The organism is Pantoea sp. GM01, assembly GCF_000282675.1.
In the GTDB taxonomy this organism is placed as follows: Bacteria; Pseudomonadota; Gammaproteobacteria; order Enterobacterales; family Enterobacteriaceae; genus Pantoea; species Pantoea nemavictus.
Window position 1 is genome coordinate 57772 of sequence record NZ_AKIU01000044.1, and the last position, 17100, is coordinate 74871.

At 54.3% G+C, this 17100-nt stretch carries 15 protein-coding genes; 7 read left to right on the plus strand and 8 right to left on the minus strand.

Annotation, left to right across the window (positions count from 1 at the left end; genetic code table 11):
- Positions 1-55 precede the first annotated feature (55 nt).
- Positions 56-883 (minus strand): MurR/RpiR family transcriptional regulator, encoded by an 828-nt coding sequence (locus tag PMI17_RS12790; protein ID WP_007890143.1) that lies wholly within the window; start codon positions 881-883, stop codon positions 56-58.
- Between the two features lie 154 nt (positions 884-1037).
- Between PMI17_RS12790 and PMI17_RS12795 the strand changes: the two genes are divergently transcribed.
- A complete protein-coding gene (locus tag PMI17_RS12795; RefSeq protein ID WP_007890144.1) occupies positions 1038-2597 on the plus strand; it encodes a maltose/glucose-specific PTS transporter subunit IIC in 1560 nt (519 codons plus the stop codon).
- The gene (locus tag PMI17_RS12800; protein ID WP_007890145.1) at positions 2594-3286 is read left to right on the plus strand and encodes an N-acetylmannosamine-6-phosphate 2-epimerase; all 693 of its coding nucleotides are present in this window, start codon (positions 2594-2596) and stop codon (positions 3284-3286) included. The genes PMI17_RS12795 and PMI17_RS12800 overlap by 4 nt, the downstream gene beginning before the upstream one ends.
- 34 nt (positions 3287-3320) lie before the next feature.
- On the opposite strand, the gene PMI17_RS12805 is transcribed toward PMI17_RS12800, so the two are convergent.
- On the minus strand, positions 3321-4895 hold the full coding sequence (locus tag PMI17_RS12805) for a BCCT family transporter (RefSeq protein WP_007890146.1): 1575 nt from the start codon (positions 4893-4895) through the stop codon (positions 3321-3323).
- 156 nt (positions 4896-5051) lie between these two features.
- On the opposite strand from PMI17_RS12805, the gene betI reads away from it, so the two are divergent.
- The 3 genes from betI to betA are packed head-to-tail and all read left to right on the plus strand — an operon-like array spanning position 5052 to position 8845.
- Positions 5052-5645 carry a transcriptional regulator BetI gene (gene betI, locus PMI17_RS12810; RefSeq protein ID WP_007890147.1) on the plus strand — a complete coding sequence of 198 codons (594 nt, stop codon included), beginning with the start codon at positions 5052-5054 and terminating at the stop codon, positions 5643-5645.
- A gap of 32 nt (positions 5646-5677) precedes the next feature.
- Positions 5678-7150, plus strand: a complete 1473-nt coding sequence (gene betB / locus PMI17_RS12815) for a betaine-aldehyde dehydrogenase (RefSeq protein ID WP_007890148.1) — start codon at positions 5678-5680, stop codon at positions 7148-7150.
- 15 nt (positions 7151-7165) lie between these two features.
- Positions 7166-8845, plus strand: a complete 1680-nt coding sequence (gene betA, locus PMI17_RS12820) for a choline dehydrogenase (protein WP_007890149.1) — start codon at positions 7166-7168, stop codon at positions 8843-8845.
- A 198-nt stretch (positions 8846-9043) separates the two neighbouring features.
- On the opposite strand, the gene PMI17_RS12825 is transcribed toward betA, so the two are convergent.
- Complete coding sequence (locus PMI17_RS12825; RefSeq protein WP_007890150.1) at positions 9044-10177, minus strand: MFS transporter; 1134 nt, start codon at positions 10175-10177, stop codon at positions 9044-9046.
- 137 nt (positions 10178-10314) lie between these two features.
- Here PMI17_RS12825 and PMI17_RS12830 point away from each other — a divergent pair, with 137 nt between their 5' ends.
- On the plus strand, positions 10315-11064 hold the full coding sequence (locus tag PMI17_RS12830) for an IclR family transcriptional regulator (protein ID WP_007890151.1): 750 nt from the start codon (positions 10315-10317) through the stop codon (positions 11062-11064).
- On the opposite strand, the gene PMI17_RS12835 is transcribed toward PMI17_RS12830, so the two are convergent.
- The 5 genes from PMI17_RS12835 to PMI17_RS12855 all read right to left on the minus strand — a co-directional run bounded on the left by PMI17_RS12835 (position 11061) and on the right by PMI17_RS12855 (position 14359).
- Positions 11061-11372, minus strand: a complete 312-nt coding sequence (locus PMI17_RS12835) for a cupin domain-containing protein (protein ID WP_007890152.1) — start codon at positions 11370-11372, stop codon at positions 11061-11063. The genes PMI17_RS12830 and PMI17_RS12835 overlap by 4 nt on opposite strands.
- Before the next feature lie 142 nt (positions 11373-11514).
- Positions 11515-11730 carry a YdgH/BhsA/McbA-like domain containing protein gene (locus PMI17_RS12840; protein ID WP_007890153.1) on the minus strand — a complete coding sequence of 72 codons (216 nt, stop codon included), beginning with the start codon at positions 11728-11730 and terminating at the stop codon, positions 11515-11517.
- A 195-nt stretch (positions 11731-11925) separates the two neighbouring features.
- On the minus strand, positions 11926-12141 hold the full coding sequence (locus PMI17_RS12845; RefSeq protein WP_007890154.1) for a YdgH/BhsA/McbA-like domain containing protein: 216 nt from the start codon (positions 12139-12141) through the stop codon (positions 11926-11928).
- Positions 12142-12262: 121 nt separating this feature from the next.
- On the minus strand, positions 12263-13156 hold the full coding sequence (locus PMI17_RS12850; protein ID WP_007890155.1) for a dihydrodipicolinate synthase family protein: 894 nt from the start codon (positions 13154-13156) through the stop codon (positions 12263-12265).
- Between the two features lie 114 nt (positions 13157-13270).
- Positions 13271-14359, minus strand: a complete 1089-nt coding sequence (locus PMI17_RS12855; protein ID WP_007890156.1) for a YncE family protein — start codon at positions 14357-14359, stop codon at positions 13271-13273.
- 462 nt (positions 14360-14821) lie between these two features.
- On the opposite strand from PMI17_RS12855, the gene fhuE reads away from it, so the two are divergent.
- Positions 14822-16984 carry a ferric-rhodotorulic acid/ferric-coprogen receptor FhuE gene (gene fhuE / locus PMI17_RS12860; RefSeq protein WP_007890157.1) on the plus strand — a complete coding sequence of 721 codons (2163 nt, stop codon included), beginning with the start codon at positions 14822-14824 and terminating at the stop codon, positions 16982-16984.
- The last annotated feature ends 116 nt before the right edge of the window (positions 16985-17100 follow it).

The window sequence follows — 17100 nt, forward strand, 5'->3', positions numbered from 1 at the left end:
GCGCACCCTACAAGTTCGAAGGGTCGCCATTCATAGCGACCGTCAAGCATATAACTCAGATCAGCATCGGCAAAGTTGCGCTGGCCGTTTGCTGGCTGGCCGCCAGGTAACGCGCATCGTGCGTCATTAATTCATTAATCAACACTTCTACCAGCATCATCGCGCCCACTTTGCCGCTCAACGCGCCCGCGTTGAATGGCCCTTCCGGACGCGCCGCCACCAGCAACATATCGGCTAAATTGCCCATCGGACTGCGCAGCGTATTGCTCAGCATCAGCACGCGCGCATGCTGCTTTTTCGCCACTTTCACTACGTGCATCACATCCTTCGTCGAGCCAGATGCCGAGATAGCGATGACTAAATCGCCCTCTTGCAGCGTCGAAGCATTCATCGCCGCGCGGTGCATGTCACCAAATAATTGCGCCGATTTTCCCAGGCGCAAAAGACGATAATGCAGATATTCACCGGTAATCGCGCTGGCCGCCACGCCATAAATCTGGATGGTTTTGGCCTGATGCAGCGCCTCCACCGCGTGCTGCAGCACCTCGCGGTTGATGAATTTTCCGGTATCACGCAGCGCCTGCACCGTCTCCTCAACCAGCATATCGATGCTGTCACCGCTGGCCATCGCTGCTGGCTGATTGTGCTGCACATCCAGCGCCAGCGCCATTTTGAATTCGGTATAGCCTTTGCAGCCCAGATGACGGCACAAACGCGTCACGCTGGCTTCACTGGTTTCCGTTTCGCGCGCCAGCTCGGTAATGGTGAGATACAACACTTTTTGCGCATCGGTGAGAATAAAATCGCCCAACTTTTGCAGCGTTGGGCTATAGCCCGGCAACGCCTGGCGTAGGTGCAGCAAAATGTTTTCATTGTCCGTCATGGCGACCTTCCTTCTACACGTCATTTATGCGGCACAGTGTGCAGCAGATTAGGGCATAAGTGAAAGCTATCACAATAATGATGGAAGTTTTCAACCGATGAATTAGATTGTGGTAATAATTTTTACCACAAACACACTTCAGGGATAAAAATTTATGTCATCACTGTTCAGCGCTACCTCTTCAGGCGGTTGGTTTGAAAAAGCCCAACGCTTTGGCAAGTCGTTTATGTTGCCTATTGCCGTCTTACCCGCCGCCGGTTTGCTGCTGGGCATTGGCGGTGCCCTTTCCAATCCTAATACCATTAAGGCTTACCCTTTTCTTGATGTCGCCTGGTTACAAGGCGTTTTCACCATCATGGCGAGTGCCGGTTCCGTGGTGTTCGCCAACCTGGCGGTGCTGTTTGCGGTGGGTGTCGCAGTTGGGCTGGCGAAAAGTGACAAAGGCACCGCGGGACTTGCCTCTCTGCTGGCCTATCTGGTGATGAATGCCACCATCAATGCGCTGCTGACGCTGACCGGCGTGCTGGCGCAGGGCAATCTCAGCGCGGTGGGACAAGGAATGGCGCTCGGCATTCAGACGCTGGAGACCGGCGTGTTTGGCGGCGTGGTCATCGGGCTGGTGACCGCCATGCTGCATAACCGCTACAACAAGATTGCCCTGCCGCAGTTCCTCGGCTTCTTTGGTGGTTCGCGCTTCGTGCCGATCATCAGCTCGTTCGTCGCTATTCTGGTGGGTGCGGCGATGACCATCGTCTGGCCGCATTTCCAGAAGTTGATTTTTGGCCTTGGCGGCTTAGTTGATGCCACCGGCTATTTTGGCACCTTTATCTACGGCTTCGTACTGCGCATGCTCGGCCCGTTCGGCCTGCATCACATCTTTTATCTGCCGTTCTGGACCACCGCGCTCGGTGGCAGCGAAGTGATCAATGGGCAGTTGGTGGAAGGCACGCAGCGCATCTTCTTTGCCCAGCTGGCCGATCCCGCTACCCAGCAGTTTTACGTTGGCACGTCGCGCTTTATGTCGGGGCGCTTTATCACCATGATGTTTGGCCTGATTGGCGCGTGTCTGGCGATGTATCACACCGCCAAACCGGAAAACCGCCAACGCGTCGCCGGCTTGTTGCTCTCTGCGGCGCTGACCTCCTTCCTCACCGGCATCACTGAACCGATCGAGTTCTCATTCCTGTTTGTCGCGCCGGTGCTGTATGTCATTCACGCGCTGTTCGATGGCCTGGCATTTATGATCGCCCACATCCTGCACATCACCATTGGCCAGACTTTCTCCGGCGGATTGATCGATTTCATCCTGTTCGGCGTGTTGCAGGGCGAAGCCAAAACCCATTGGTGGTACGTCCCGCTGGTCGGCGTGCCGTGGTTCCTGCTCTATTACTTCACCTTCCGCCTGCTGATTACCCGCTTCAATTTCAAAACGCCGGGCCGTGAAGATGCGGTGCTTGAAAGCGCGCCGATGGTGGCCGGCGAGCGTCCGCAACAGGTGATCGCTGCACTGGGTGGCAAAGAGAACATTAGCGAACTGGATTGCTGCGCCACGCGCTTGCGTATCACGCTCATTGATAGCAGCAAACTGGATGAGGTCGGATTGAAAGCCACTGGCGCACGCGCCGTGATCCAACGTGGCAAAGGCGTACAGGTCATTTACGGCCCGCACGTCACCATTATCAAAAATGAAGTAGAGGAGTTACTTGCGCTATGAAAGCACCGATGCTGGCACAGATTAAAGGAAAACTGGTGGTCTCGTGTCAGGCTCTGGAAGATGAGCCGCTACACAGCCCCTTTATTATGTCGCGCATGGCATTAGCCGCGATGGAAGGTGGCGCAGCAGCGATTCGCGCCAACAGCCTGATCGACGTGCAGCAGATTATGCAAACCGTGGATCTGCCGATTATCGCCATCATCAAACGCGATTATCCCGGCAGCGATGTCTACATCACCGCCACCTTACGCGAAGTGGATGAGTTGATGGCGGCCAATCCAGCGATGATGGCGCTGGATGCCACGCTGCATGCACGTCCCGGCGAGTTGCAGCTGCCAGAATTGGTGGCGGCGATTCGTCAGCGCTATCCGCAGTTACTGTTGATGGCCGACATTGCCACCGTGGATGAAGCGCGTCAGGCCTCGCAGTTAGGCTTTGATTGTGTCGGCACTACGCTGCACGGTTACACCAGGGAAACCCAAGGCTGCTATTTGGCGGCCGATGATTGCCGTTTCCTGCGCGAGGTGCTGGCAGCGGTAACCGTGCCGGTGATTGCCGAGGGGAATGTTGAAACGCCAGAGATGGCGGCGCATTGCCTGGCGTTGGGCGCGCACGCGGTGGTGGTGGGCGGCGCGATTACCCGCCCACAGCAGATTACCCGCCGCTTTGTGAATGCCATCAGTGAATAACCATAAGGTGCCCATCACTGGGCACCTTAACGGGTTACTGCGTGGTTTTCTCATTCACCACGGCGGCAACTTCAGACGGTGCCATCTGATGCAGATCTTTATACAGACTTGCCATATACAGCACGATGACAAGTGAGAACGGCAATCCACACAGCACTACCGCGGTTTGCATCGCACTGAAGCTGCCCGCATACAGTAAACCGGCACACACCAACGTGGTGACGCATGCCCAGAAGATACGCAGCCACGCCGGTGCATCGTCGCTTACGCCGCCGCCTTTGCTTGATAGATTGGCAATCATCAGCGTGCCGGAATCCACTGGCGTCAGGAACAGCACAAAGCTGATGAGGATGGTGAATCCGGCGACCAACTGGGTAAACGGCAGATACTCAAACAGTTTGAACACGGCCATCGGCGGATCGCTCAGCGCCACCTGACCAAGAATGGCATGACCGCCCTCCAGCACCAGACTGATCGCGGTATTACCAAACAGCGACAGCCATGCGAGAGTAAAGCCGAGCGGAATCAACAGCACACCGAAGATCAATTCGCGAATCGTACGGCCTTTGGAAATACGCGCGATGAACAGACCAACAAAGGGCGCCCAGGCAACCCACCACGCCCAGTAGAACAGCGTCCAGGCGCCCTGCCACTGGCGAGCTTTACCATACAAGTAGAGATTGAAGCTCTTGCCGACAATCGAAGTCAGATAATCGCCGACGTTTTGCATCATGCCGTTGACCAACGTCATCGTCGGTCCGGCAACGAACACAAACAGCAGCAGCAGGCAAAGAAAACCGACGTTGATGTTGGATAACATCGCAATCCCTTTCTCTACTCCGGTCACTGCCGCCAGCGTCGCCACGACCATCATCAGCACGATTAATATCATCAACACGTTAGTGTTTTGCGGAATGTGGAAGAGATAGTTGAGGCCGGAGTTCACCAGCAGCGCGCCGATGCCGAGGTTGGTCACCATCGAGATCACCGTCACCAGGATGCCAAAGCTATCAACCAAATGCCCAATCCAGCCATGAATCCGCTTACCAAACAGCGGATAGAGCGCGGAACGCAAGGCGAGCGGTAGATCGCGGCGATAGGCAAACCACGCCAGCGCCGTGGCGATTAAGGCATATAGCGCCCAGCCATGCAGGCCCCAATGTAAGAAGGTAATCGCCATCGCCTGACGCGCCGCTTCAACCGTTCCACCCTGACCTTCCGGCGGTTGCAGGAAATGGTCAAGCGGTTCATAAGCACCGTAATAGACTAGCGCGATACCAATGCCCGCCGAGAACAGCATGGCGACCCACGAGGCATAGCCAAACTGCGGTTTTTCATCGTCATGGCCGAGTTTGAGTTGACCAAAGCGGGATAACGCCAGCCAGAAAACAAACACCATACACACCACCATCAGCAGCATGTAATACCAGCCAAACATATCCGCCACCCAGAGTTGGGCGTGGTTTAGCCATTTCTGACTCGCCGAGGGATACAGCACGATCATAAAGGCCAGCACCAGAATCACGCTGGCTGAACTCAGAAACACCGCGAAGTTAACGCGGATCGGTTCTTCTTCTACTTTGATGGGGCTATGACTTTTCACTGTCATGGTTCTCTTCCTGGTACAGGTAAACAGCGGTTCCGGATGGCAACATACAGTTAACATTCGACCACATTTATTTGACATTTATGCAGCATAAAGTACATTGATTGAACGTTCAATCAATCAATAAACATTCCAATAAAAACAAGCGGAGTCTTGACGGTGCGCAAAGAAATTCCCGAAAAACGCAAAGAGCAGCTGATTAACGCCGCATTTGAAACCATCGGCGACATAGGGCTGGCGGGAATCACCCTGTCGCAGGTGGCCAGGGAGGCCGGCATGTCTACCGGTATCGTCAGTCATTACTTCGGTGACAAAGAGGGATTGTTAAACGCCACCATGCGCAAGATCCTGCGCGATCTGCGCGATGGCATTGCGGAATGCCGGGCCAACGCCCCGAGGCAAGATGTTCGCGCGCAGCTTTTTGCCATCATCGATGCCAACTTCCATCCCAGCCAAACCAGCGCCAATTCAATGCGCGCCTGGCTCGACTTTTGGGCCGCGAGTATGCACAACAGCGAACTGCGCCGCCTGCAACGCCTTAACGATCGGCGTCTTTACTCGAATATTTGCTGGCAGTTTCGCCAGGTGATGTCGCCAGAGCTGGCGCGCAAATCGGCACGTGGACTGGCGGCGTTGATTGATGGCCTGTGGCTACGCGGCAGTCTGACCGGAAAGGATTTTGATGTAGAGCAGGCATGTTCGATCGCCCGCGACTATGTCGAGGAAAAACTGGCAATGCTGCCAGTTGCGTAACAAAAGAGCCTAAAGCTAAGGAACAGACAAGAATGGCAAAGTATCCCCTACAACAACTCTACATTGATGGTCAGTTGACCGATGCCAGTGGCAAAGAGACGTTTGAAACCATCAACCCCGCCAACGGCGAGGTGCTGGCACAGGTACAACGTGCCACGCAAGCCGACGTCGAACGAGCGGTAGCCAGTGCTGAGCGCGGCCAGCGTATCTGGGCGGCAATGACCGCTACCGAGCGCTCGCGCATTCTGCTGCGAGCCGTTGCTATCCTGCGTGAACGCAATGACGAACTGGCGGAGCTGGAAACCCTCGATACCGGCAAACCCTACTCTGAAACCTCCGCCGTGGATATCGTCACCGGCGCCGATGTGCTGGAGTATTACGCCGGACTGGCGACCATCATCGAGGGTGAACAGTATCCACTGCGCGACACCAGCTTCTTCTATACACGTCGTGAGCCGCTGGGCGTCACGGCGGGTATCGGCGCGTGGAACTATCCGATTCAGATCGCGCTGTGGAAATCTGCACCGGCGCTGGCTGCCGGCAACGCAATGATCTTCAAGCCAAGCGAAGTCACGCCGCTCAGCGTGTTGAAACTGGCCGAAATTTACACCGAAGCCGGCCTGCCAGACGGCGTATTTAACGTGGTACAGGGCGCCGGACGTGAAGTGGGCCAATGGCTGACCGAACATCCGCGCATTGCGAAAATCTCGTTCACGGGCGGCATCGAAACCGGCAAAAAAGTGATGGCGAGTGCGGCAGGATCAACGCTAAAAGACGTAACCATGGAGCTGGGCGGCAAATCCCCGCTGCTGATTTTACCGGATGCCGATATTGAGCAAGCCGCAGATATCGCCATGATGGCGAACTTCTACAGCTCCGGCCAGGTGTGCACCAACGGTACACGCGTCTTCGTGCATCGTTCGCAAAAAGCGGCGCTGGAACAAGCGTTGCTGGTGCGCGCTCAACGTATCCGTCTCGGTCAGCCAATGGATGCCGACACCAATTTTGGTCCGCTGGTGAGCTTCGCGCATATGGAAAATGTCCTGCGCTACATCGAACTCGGTAAGCAGGAAGGCGCTAACGTCCTGATTGGCGGTGCGCGCGAAACGCAGGGTGCCTACGCGCAAGGCGCATGGGTACAGCCGACCATTTTCACCGATTGCGAAGATCATCACACCATCGTCAAAGAGGAGATCTTTGGCCCGGTGATGAGCATCCTGACCTATGACGATCAAGAGGAAGTGATTCGCCGCGCGAATGATACGCACTTTGGCCTGGCGGCGGGTGTGGTAACCCGAGATCTGGCCACCGCACACCGCGTGATCCACCGCCTTGAAGCGGGCATCTGCTGGATCAATAGCTGGGGCGAATCACCGGCGCAAATGCCGGTTGGCGGTTATAAGCAATCCGGTGTTGGCCGCGAAAACGGTATTTCAACCCTTGCCCATTACACCCGTATCAAATCTATCCAGGTTGAACTGAACCCGTTCAGCTCCGTGTTTTAATCGAAGGAACGCATGATGAGCATCACCAGGGAGTATGACTACATTATTATTGGTGCCGGTTCGGCCGGTAACGTGCTGGCCACGCGCCTGACCGAGGACGCGAACGTCAGCGTGCTGTTATTAGAGGCCGGTGGCCCGGATTACCGTCAGGATTTCCGCACGCAAATGCCTGCGGCCCTCGCCTTCCCTTTGCAGGGACGCCGCTATAACTGGGCGTATCAGACCGATCCTGAACCGCATATGAATAATCGTCGCATGGAGTGCGGACGCGGCAAAGGACTCGGCGGTTCGTCGCTGATCAACGGCATGTGCTACATCCGTGGCAATGCAATGGATTACGATAACTGGGCGAAGCAACCGGGTCTGGAAAACTGGAGCTATCTCGACTGCCTGCCCTACTTCAAAGCCGCAGAGCGCCGCGATATCGGTGGCAATGATTATCATGGCGATTGTGGTCCTGTAAGCGTAACCACCCCTAAATCCGACAATAACGTGCTGTTCCACGCGATGGTGGAAGCCGGCGTGCAGGCGGGCTATCCGCGTACCGATGATCTGAACGGTTATCAGCAGGAAGGGTTTGGTCCAATGGACAGAACGGTGACGCCGAAAGGCCGTCGCGCCAGTACCGCGCGCGGCTATCTCGATCAGGCCCGTTCACGTCCCAACCTGACGATAGAAGTGCACGCGCTGACCGACCGCATTGTGTTTGATAACAAGCGCGCCTGTGGCGTCAAATGGCTGCAAAAAAAGGTGCCGCATGAGGCGCGTGCGCGTCGTGAAGTGCTGCTGTGCGCAGGAGCGATCGCCTCACCTCAGGTGTTGCAGCGTTCGGGCGTAGGTCCAGCGGACTTATTGAAAAGTCTGGATATTCCGTTGGTTCACGACCTGCCGGGCGTAGGCGCTAACCTGCAGGATCACCTGGAAATGTATCTGCAATATGAGTGTAAGCAGCCGGTTTCACTGGCGCCTGCGCTTAAACTGCACAATCAACCTGCAATTGGTGCCGAATGGCTATTTAATGGCAGCGGTATCGGTGCCAGCAATCAGTTTGAAGCGGGTGGATTTATTCGTTCTGACGAAGAGTTCGAGTGGCCGAATATTCAATATCACTTCCTACCGGTAGCGATTAATTACAACGGCTCGAACCCGATTAAAACGCACAGCTTCCAGGCGCACGTCGGTTCAATGCGATCGCCCAGCCGTGGACGCGTTCACGTCACGTCGAAAGATCCTAACGCGCATCCGAGCATCTTGTTCAACTACATGTCGGACGATCAGGATTGGCGTGAATTCCGCGCAGCGATTCGTCTTACCCGTGAAATTATCGCTCAGCGTGCCCTGGATCCGTTCCGTGGCCGCGAGATATCGCCGGGTTTGGCGGTACAAAGTGACGAAGATCTGGATAAATTCGTGCGCGAACACGCAGAAACCGCTTATCACCCGTCGTGCTCGAATGCCATGGGCTATCACGACATGGCCGTGGTGGGTAATGACGGTAAAGTGCATGGCGTTGAAGCTCTGCGCGTGGTGGATGCCTCGATCATGCCGCAAATCACCACCGGTAACTTAAACGCGCCGACCATAATGATCGCCGAGAAAATTGCCGATATGATTCGTGGTCGTCCTGCTTTACCGCGCGTAACAGTGCCTTACTACGTTGCCAATGGCGCGCCGGTGCGCCGCCAGCCGCAGTAATCAAATCAAGCTGAAAGGGTTCATTGAATATGAACCCTTTTTTCTGCGGATTGGTCCGCCTTCCACGTAAAAATCCAACCGCTCAAGGTTATCCACAATCCCCGTGCGTAGAGTCGACGTTATCCTGTGGATAAAACTCGCATCACTGCATACAGCGCTCGATGCACGCATGCGGTCATTTTTCGCACGATTCATTAATCAGAGGGAGGATGTCCGACCAACTTTGCCCATGGCAAAAACGTTGATCGCCGCGAGCACCGCCGCCGCCACAAAGGCGCTGGCGAAGCCACCGGGCAGCCAGGCCATGAATGCCGCGAGAAACTGACCAGAGAAGATTGCCATCGATAAACGTGCCAGCTGGCGCCCCCTTGCGTGTGGCTGGCTGATGTTCACCGTCATATGATTAACCAGCGGAATCGACAAGCCGAACCCCATCCCCAGCAATATACCGCCCGGAATAAACAGCACCATGTTAGGGGCCGCGGCAAACTCCAGATGCGCCAACAGATAACAGACAAATGCCATCACTAACGTCGTATAACTGCCGAATCGCTGCGCGACATCCGGCATGATCGCCGCCGCCAGCACCGCCACCAACGAAACAAACGAGAGAAAATAACCAATGTGCGCGGCATCAATCCCCATCATGGCAAAGCGCTGCGGCAGCATAATGACGGCGGTAAAAAAGCACATCATCGAACAGAGCGCGGCCAGCAACACCGGGCGCAGTTGGCGATCGCTGTTCTGCGCTGAATAATTAATCTCCAGAGAAGCTGGCGGCTGCGGCGGACGCGGCACGGTGATCACCACCATTAGCAACATCAGCCAGGCAAAAAGATAGAGAAAATAGGGCCAGCGCCAGCTAATGGAAGCCAGAATGCCGCCCAGAAAAAGAAACAGTACGCCGCCCAACTCTATGGCCATGCCCTGCCGCGCCATCATCGCTAAGCGAGTCTCTCCCGCGTAGAAACTGGCAATCAGGCTGGTGCCCGCCGCCATCACAACCGCCGTGGCGCCTCCCAGCAGTAAACGGTCAATAATTTGCAGCTCTGCGCCTGGTAACCACGCGCCGGCGACACCGAGCAAGCCATAACAGAGCAATCCGATCAGCAAAAGCGTATAAGCGCCCCAGCGATCGATGGCGCGGCCCGCGAGCGGACCCGCCAGCACCACGCCGAGTGAAGGGAGTGTGACCAGCCAGTTGGCCATATTACTGACGCCAAGCTGTGCGGCGATTTCGCTAAGGCCGGGCACGATGACACATCCCACCATAATCGTCAGGCAGCTGACCGCCAGCAGCGAAAAGGCGCCGGTTCGTTTAATGGATGACACATACTCTCCTGATGTCCGAATAATGGACATAAAACCAAATAATGGACACCAGTGTTGGAGGAATTGCTAGCGCTGTCAATCACCGCACCGCAACATGCTATAGTGATGCCAGCTAAAATCGCGCGGAATGATAAAAAATGAGTGTGGAAACAGAGAGTAATGGATCACAAGTTATTGCGCGCGCTGCAACCATTCTGCGGGCGCTGGAAGATCGTCCGGCGGGGTTATCTATCGCCGCGTTAGCGAAGATCACCGATCTGCCGCGCACTACTGTGCATCGGCTAGTGTCTTCATTGATCGCGCAGCAGCTGTTATTGCAGGATAGCGACGGCATTAAACTCGGCCCGGCACTGGCGCGTCTTGCCGCCTCAGCACATACCGATATTATTACGCTGTCGCAGCCTGCGATGGCGACGCTGGGACGCCGCACGCGCGAAACGGTTGACCTCTGCGTCTGGCGCGGCACGCATACCGTGCTGGTGAGTCAGGTGGTTTCGGATCAGGAGCTGCGCGTGGCGTCGCCGGTCAGCACCGCATTTCCTTCGCACTGCGCGGCGCATGGCAAAGCATTACTGGCGGAGCAAGCAGAAGATACGCTGCAGGCGCTGCTGCCACAGTTGCAGGAGGTTCGAACCGGGAAGACGATGCAGGATCGTAAGCTGCTGCTTAAAGAGATAGCGATTATCCGCCAGCAGGGTTATGCGGTTGATCGCGAAGAACATGCACGCGGAGTGTGCGGCATCAGCGTGGCGCTGCAAACCGGCGTCGGCGAGCGCTATGCCTTAGCCATTGCCGCACCGGCATTACGTTTTGATGAGCAGTTTGCGCATTTACTGGCTGCACTGCTACAAGCAAAAGCGGAAATTGAGGCGCTGCTGGCGCGTTAGATCGAATCTTCTTTTTCAATCACCAGAACGCGTGCTTCTCCCTGCGGATGTGCCACATGCTCAGTACCGATGCTGGCGTAAAAGATGTCGCCCGTATTGAGCAGCACTTTCTTCACGTCACCGCTTTCGCGGTAATGCATTTCCACCGCGCCATCCAGCACCGCGAAGACCTCTTCGCCATCATTGATGTGCCATTTGTAAGGTTGATTCGTCCAGTGCAGGCGCACGCTGGTGCCGGCGAAGTTAGCGATGTCTAAGGCTTGCCAGGCTTTGGGCGGGGTGAAGTTTTTAGTGATGATGGTTTTCATGCGATGTCCGATTAAGTAAGTGCTGCGTTGATGATACACACAGTATTGAGCTGTCGCGGGACACACGCAGACCATTTACGGACATTCAGAAACAGCAAAGCCGCCCGTAGGCGGCCTTAACACAACTGCTTGTGTAGCTAACTTATTTGTACAGCTCTGCAGTCATGTGAACGCGGTTGTTGGTGTTCGCTTCAGTAATTTTGTACTGAGCGCCCTGCTCTTGTGCCTGAGCAGCAATTTTGGCTTCTGCACCGTCAAGGGTAGAAGACTCAACGGATACGCTCTGTGCAAAGCTTGCAGCAGACATCATTGAAAGAGCAGCAACAGCGGCGATAGACAGTGTTTTGATGGTTTTCATGGTCATAATCCTTAGTGGTTTAAATAAGAAGGCTGTGTGCCTTCGATGGAACAATAATAACTCTAGTTATCGTTTCAATATTAACCATTAGTGCGATCACGATAACTTACGTAACTATACGCTTGGATGGGTTTCATATACAAAAAAGGCCGCCCGTAGGCGACCTGTTCTGGCATATCCGTATGCAACCATCCGTTATTTGTAAAGTTCAGCAGTCATATGCACAACATTACCGTTGCTGGCTTCCAAAATTTTGTACTGCTCGCCATTCTGTTTAGCCTGCGCAGCAATTTTAGCTTCAGCACCATCAAGAGTAAGTGAAGTGGCTGAAACAGTTTGTGCGAAGCTAGCAGCAGACATCAGTGAAAGAGCAGCGGCAGCGGCGATAGTCAGTGTTTTAATCGTTTTCATGGTCATATTCCTTTGGTTGTTTGATGTGAAGGCTGTGCGCCTTCGATGGAAACAATAATAACCAATGAAACTATTATCAGATTAACTATTAGTGCGATCACAGTTAATCAGCTAACTATAACTATGCCAAATCCAGCTTCGCGATCACTTTTTGTATCTCTGCCACATCCGCCGCCGCCAGCGAGCGCAACGGTCGCGGTAAACAATTCATCTCAGTTAATCCCAGGATGCCCGCTGCCGCGGCGATGACGCGCAAACTGCCGCCGTGTCGAGTAAATAGCGCCCAAAGCGGATCCAGACGCTGCGCCTGGGCAGCAACGGCCGCGAAATCTCCAGTCATCGCAGCATCAGCCAATGCTTTGGCGGTACGCGGGAACAGTCCACCACATACCGAATACCACAGGTCACAACCGGCGATCAGGCCGGGCCCCGCAAACGCATCGCCGCTGACGCCAATCGTGACGCTGGCGGGTAATTGAGCGCGCAGTGACTTTACACGTTGCATGGCGGCGGCAATATCTGCCGGTACGCCTGGAATTTTGATTGAGGCGATATTGGGCAGCGTAGCGATTCGCGCATGCAGCGCATCGGAAAACACAACGTGGGTGGTACCAGGATTGTCGTAAATGCAGATCGGCAGCGAAACCTGTCGCGTGACGTCCTGATAAAGCCCAAACACCTCTTCATCACTGAGTTTCTGGTAAGAAAGCGCCGGTAATAATAACGCGCTGGCACCGGCCTGCTGCGCATCATCGGCCAGTCGCAACACCTCATCTGTGCTCATCGCGCCAATGCTTACCATCACCGGAATATTATCCGCATGCTGCACCGCCAGCGTCGCAATACGCTTGCGCTGTTCACGCGTGAAATAGGCATAACTGCCGGTTGAACCCAGCACGCCGAGCGAATCCACTTTCGCATCGGTTAAGCGTTTGAGGATGTTGAGAAACGCTTTTTCGTCAATACCTGAAGCATTCAGCGGAGTTAGTGGAAACGCACTCAGTCCTGTAAACATAGCCAGCGCCTTATAGAGATAAAAATGAGAGGAATCATATCCAGCAAGGTTATAAGCCAGCAGAAACAAAAATGCCCTCTTCCGAGGGCATGATTTTACGCTGAAACTAAAATCTTATTTCAGGGCGATACGTGCAATCTGATCCTGACCTTTGGTTGAGGAGTCTTTGTTGAACTCCGCTTTCAACGTGACATACAACGTATTGTTATCTGGGCCAATCAGCAGGCTGTTTGGATTATTATCAAACGACCAGCTGTTTTTCACTGCGTAAGTTGTCGCATCCAGCTGCAACACTTTTTTCGATTCGCGCTGGCTGATGTAGATCTCATTACGCTTGGCGTTGAACTTGATACCCAGCGCATCACCTTCAATACGTTTAATCACTTTGCCGGTGCGCTCATCAAACACCAGCGTAGCTTTGCCTTTGGAATCGTCGGTGACAAACAGACGACCGGTTGCAGGATCTTCCGCCATATTCAGGAACAGGTACTCTTTGCCGTCGCCTGCAGTCCAGCGCTTCTCAATCTTGTGGCTACGTGGATTGATCACCAGAATCTCGCCTGCGCCGTTGGTGGCGTAAATGCGTTCAGTCAGCGGTGAATAGATGATGCCGGTTACCCATTTGCCCGCATTCTGGATGGTGGCCTTCAGCTTGAAGGTTTTCACGTCAACCACCGAGATATAACCCGGATCGGCCACGCGACCCACGTACAGCTCATTGCCATGCCACAGCACTTCACGTGCGCCTGCTGGATATCCTTCTTTATCTTTCTTGCCCGGGAAGACTAAACGTTCGAGCACTTTGCCGCTGTTCGCATCCACTTTTGAGATCGCGCCGTCCAGTGAGTTGGTGGTGTAGAACACGCTACCTTGCTCATCAATCGCGGTGCCGAAGTTTTTCAGATCGGTATGCGTTACGCCCTTCGTCTCTAATGAAGTGGGGTCGAGACGATAAATCACGCCACCGTTGACGTCTTTAAAGCTCTGCGCGCTGGCAACGTATAACGCTTTCGCAGCAGGCGAGTACGCCATTTCATACAGGCCATCGCCTAAAGTGCGTTGGGTCAGCGCAGTATCAACCGGCTTAGCGGTGGCGGCTGGCGCTTCAGCTTTTTTAGCAGGGGCCTGGCATGCGGTCAGGCTGCATGCGGCGACGATTGCAGCGGCAACGGCGGCTTTGCGCGGGCTAAATAACGATTTCATGCTCAACTCCATCAATGGATGAACGGCTCCGTTACGCGTCTACGCGCACGGAAGAATACAAGAAGAATGAGAATCATACGCATTAGCATGAACTTAGCAACTTTCTCGACGCTTTAAGCTGTCCTGCGTTATTTCATGCGCAGGCTAACGCCCTTTCTCAACCAATTTTTGCGCTAAAACTTCCTGTATTTACCAGCAATATAATGAAAACGTGAGTTATTAACGGGTTATATCTACGCATATCTTATTGATATAATTCGTGTTTACATATTATTACAATTACAAATGAAACCTTCCGAGATTCTTTAAAGCAAATGATTATCATTGGCCTTCTCATTAAATGCGTAGTGGCATCTTACGCGACCTTCCTTCTGCCTTCTTAGGCTGATGCGTAAGGACGCACACCATAAAAAACTGAAGCGAATCAGCTTCATATAACTTGCGTTATCTACAGGAATTTTTATGTCAGGCATCAGGAAAACCTTCACCATCTCCATGCTGGCTATGGCGATTCATGCCCTGCTTAATCCAGCATTGGCGCAGGCCGCAGCCAGCAACAGCGAGAATCAGCAAGATTTAGTGGTCGATGCCTCCGCCGCTGGCGAGGGTGATAACAATGAAAAACAGGATTACGCAGTGAAAACCACGCGAGCCGGCACCAAAATGCTGCTGACTCCGCGTGATGTTCCGCAATCGTTGAGCGTGGTAACGCAGCAGCGTATGCAGGATCAGAATCTGCAATCGGTAAACGATGTGCTGACCAATGCCACCGGCATCTCCACCAATCTGATCGACAGCGAACGTTCGGAATACTATTCACGCGGCTTTAGAGTCAGCAACTTCTCTTTCGACGGCATCCCAACCTCGGTCAATGACACCTGGAATTACGGTGATGCCGCGTCTGATACCGCGATTTACGATCGGATTGAGATCGTGCGCGGCGCCACCGGTTTGATGAGCGGCGCGGGAAGCCCGTCAGCCTCGATCAACATGGTACGCAAACACGCCGACAGCAAAACCTTTACCGGCAGCGTAAGCGCCAGCTATGGCAGTTGGAATAAACAGCGTTACGTTGCCGATCTCTCGGCACCGCTGAATCAGGATGGTAGCTTACGCGGGCGCGTTGTAACCGGTTATAGCGATGAAGACAGCTGGCTTGACCGCTACCATAAAACCAAAAAATTCCTTTACGGCGTGATAGATGCCGACATCACTGAGCACACCACGCTGTCGCTGGGCTATGACTACGAAGATGCCAACACCGGCAATCCTACGTGGGGCGGCTTGCCGATGTTCTATAGCAACAACGCCACCACGCATTACGATCGCAGCCTCAACTCCGCGGCAAACTGGGCGCGCTACAACACCAATTCACGCAAAGTGTTCGCCGACATCGACCATAACTTTGATAACGGTTGGAACATTCACGTCAATGGCACGCACGCGGAAAACACCTTCAACGATAAGTTGCTGTATGTGACGGGCAGTGCCGATCAGGATAGCGGTGCAGGCACCACCGGTTACGGCAGCATGGATCGCGGCAAACGTCAGATGGACTCCTTCGACGGTTACGCCAGCGGCCCGTTTGAACTGCTTGGTCGTCAGCATCAGTTGATGGCGGGCGTCAGCTACAGTCGCCAGCATAACGCGACCTACAGCCAGGATGGCGTTACCGATCTGGAAAACTACGACATCGCCACAGGCGATATGGGCATTTTCAATAACAGCTGGAACGGCAATATCGCCGAGCCACAGTGGCAAGGTTGGTACCAGAATGCGGACGATACTATCCGCCAGAAATCGGCCTACACCGCCGCGCGTTTCTCGCTGGCCGATCCGCTGTCGCTGATTATTGGCGCGCGCTATACGCAGTGGAGCACCAACGGCAGCAGCGGCAACATGACCAAAAACAACACCACGCCATACGCCGGGTTAGTGTATGACATCAACGACACCTGGTCAGCGTACGGCAGCTATACCTCGGTCTTCCTGCCACAAACTTATCGCGATACCAGCGGCAAATATCTGTCGCCGGTCACCGGTAAAAGCTATGAAACCGGCCTGAAATCCGCCTGGTATGATGGTCGTTTAACGGCAACGATGGCGATATTCCGTATCGAACAGGATAACGTCGGTGAGGCGATTAATGGCGTCTACCTGAGCGGCAACGAACAGGCTTATGCGCCGGCGAAAGGTGCGGTGAGTAAAGGTGCGGAGTTTGAGCTAAACGGTGCGCTAACGGATAATCTGCAGCTCACTTTTGGTGCGACTCGCTACGTGGCGCGTGATAAAGATGGCCGTTTCAACAGTTATCAGCCGCAAACTTCCTTCAAACTGTTTACGCGTTATCAACTGCCTATGTTGCCGGATCTCACAGTCGGCGGCGGCCTGAACTGGCAGAATCGCGTGTTTGAAGATACCACCAATGCCAGCGGCGATACCGTACGCGTTTATCAAGGCAGTATTCCACTGGCATCACTGTTTGCGCGTTATCAGGTCACTAAACAGGTGGCGGTACAAGCAAACGTGGATAACCTGTTTGACCGCGAATATTACAGCTACATGAACAGCTACGTTTATGGCGCGCCGCGCAGCTACTCATTCAGCGTTTCGTATCAGTTCTGATCATCCAGGTCGCCATAAATGGCGACCCTACAGGCGTTACAGCGATGATAATTCAGGAATAGGCATTGCTGCTGCAGCGCGGGTGTTGAGGCGACATCCCAGCCCGCTGAGCGAGT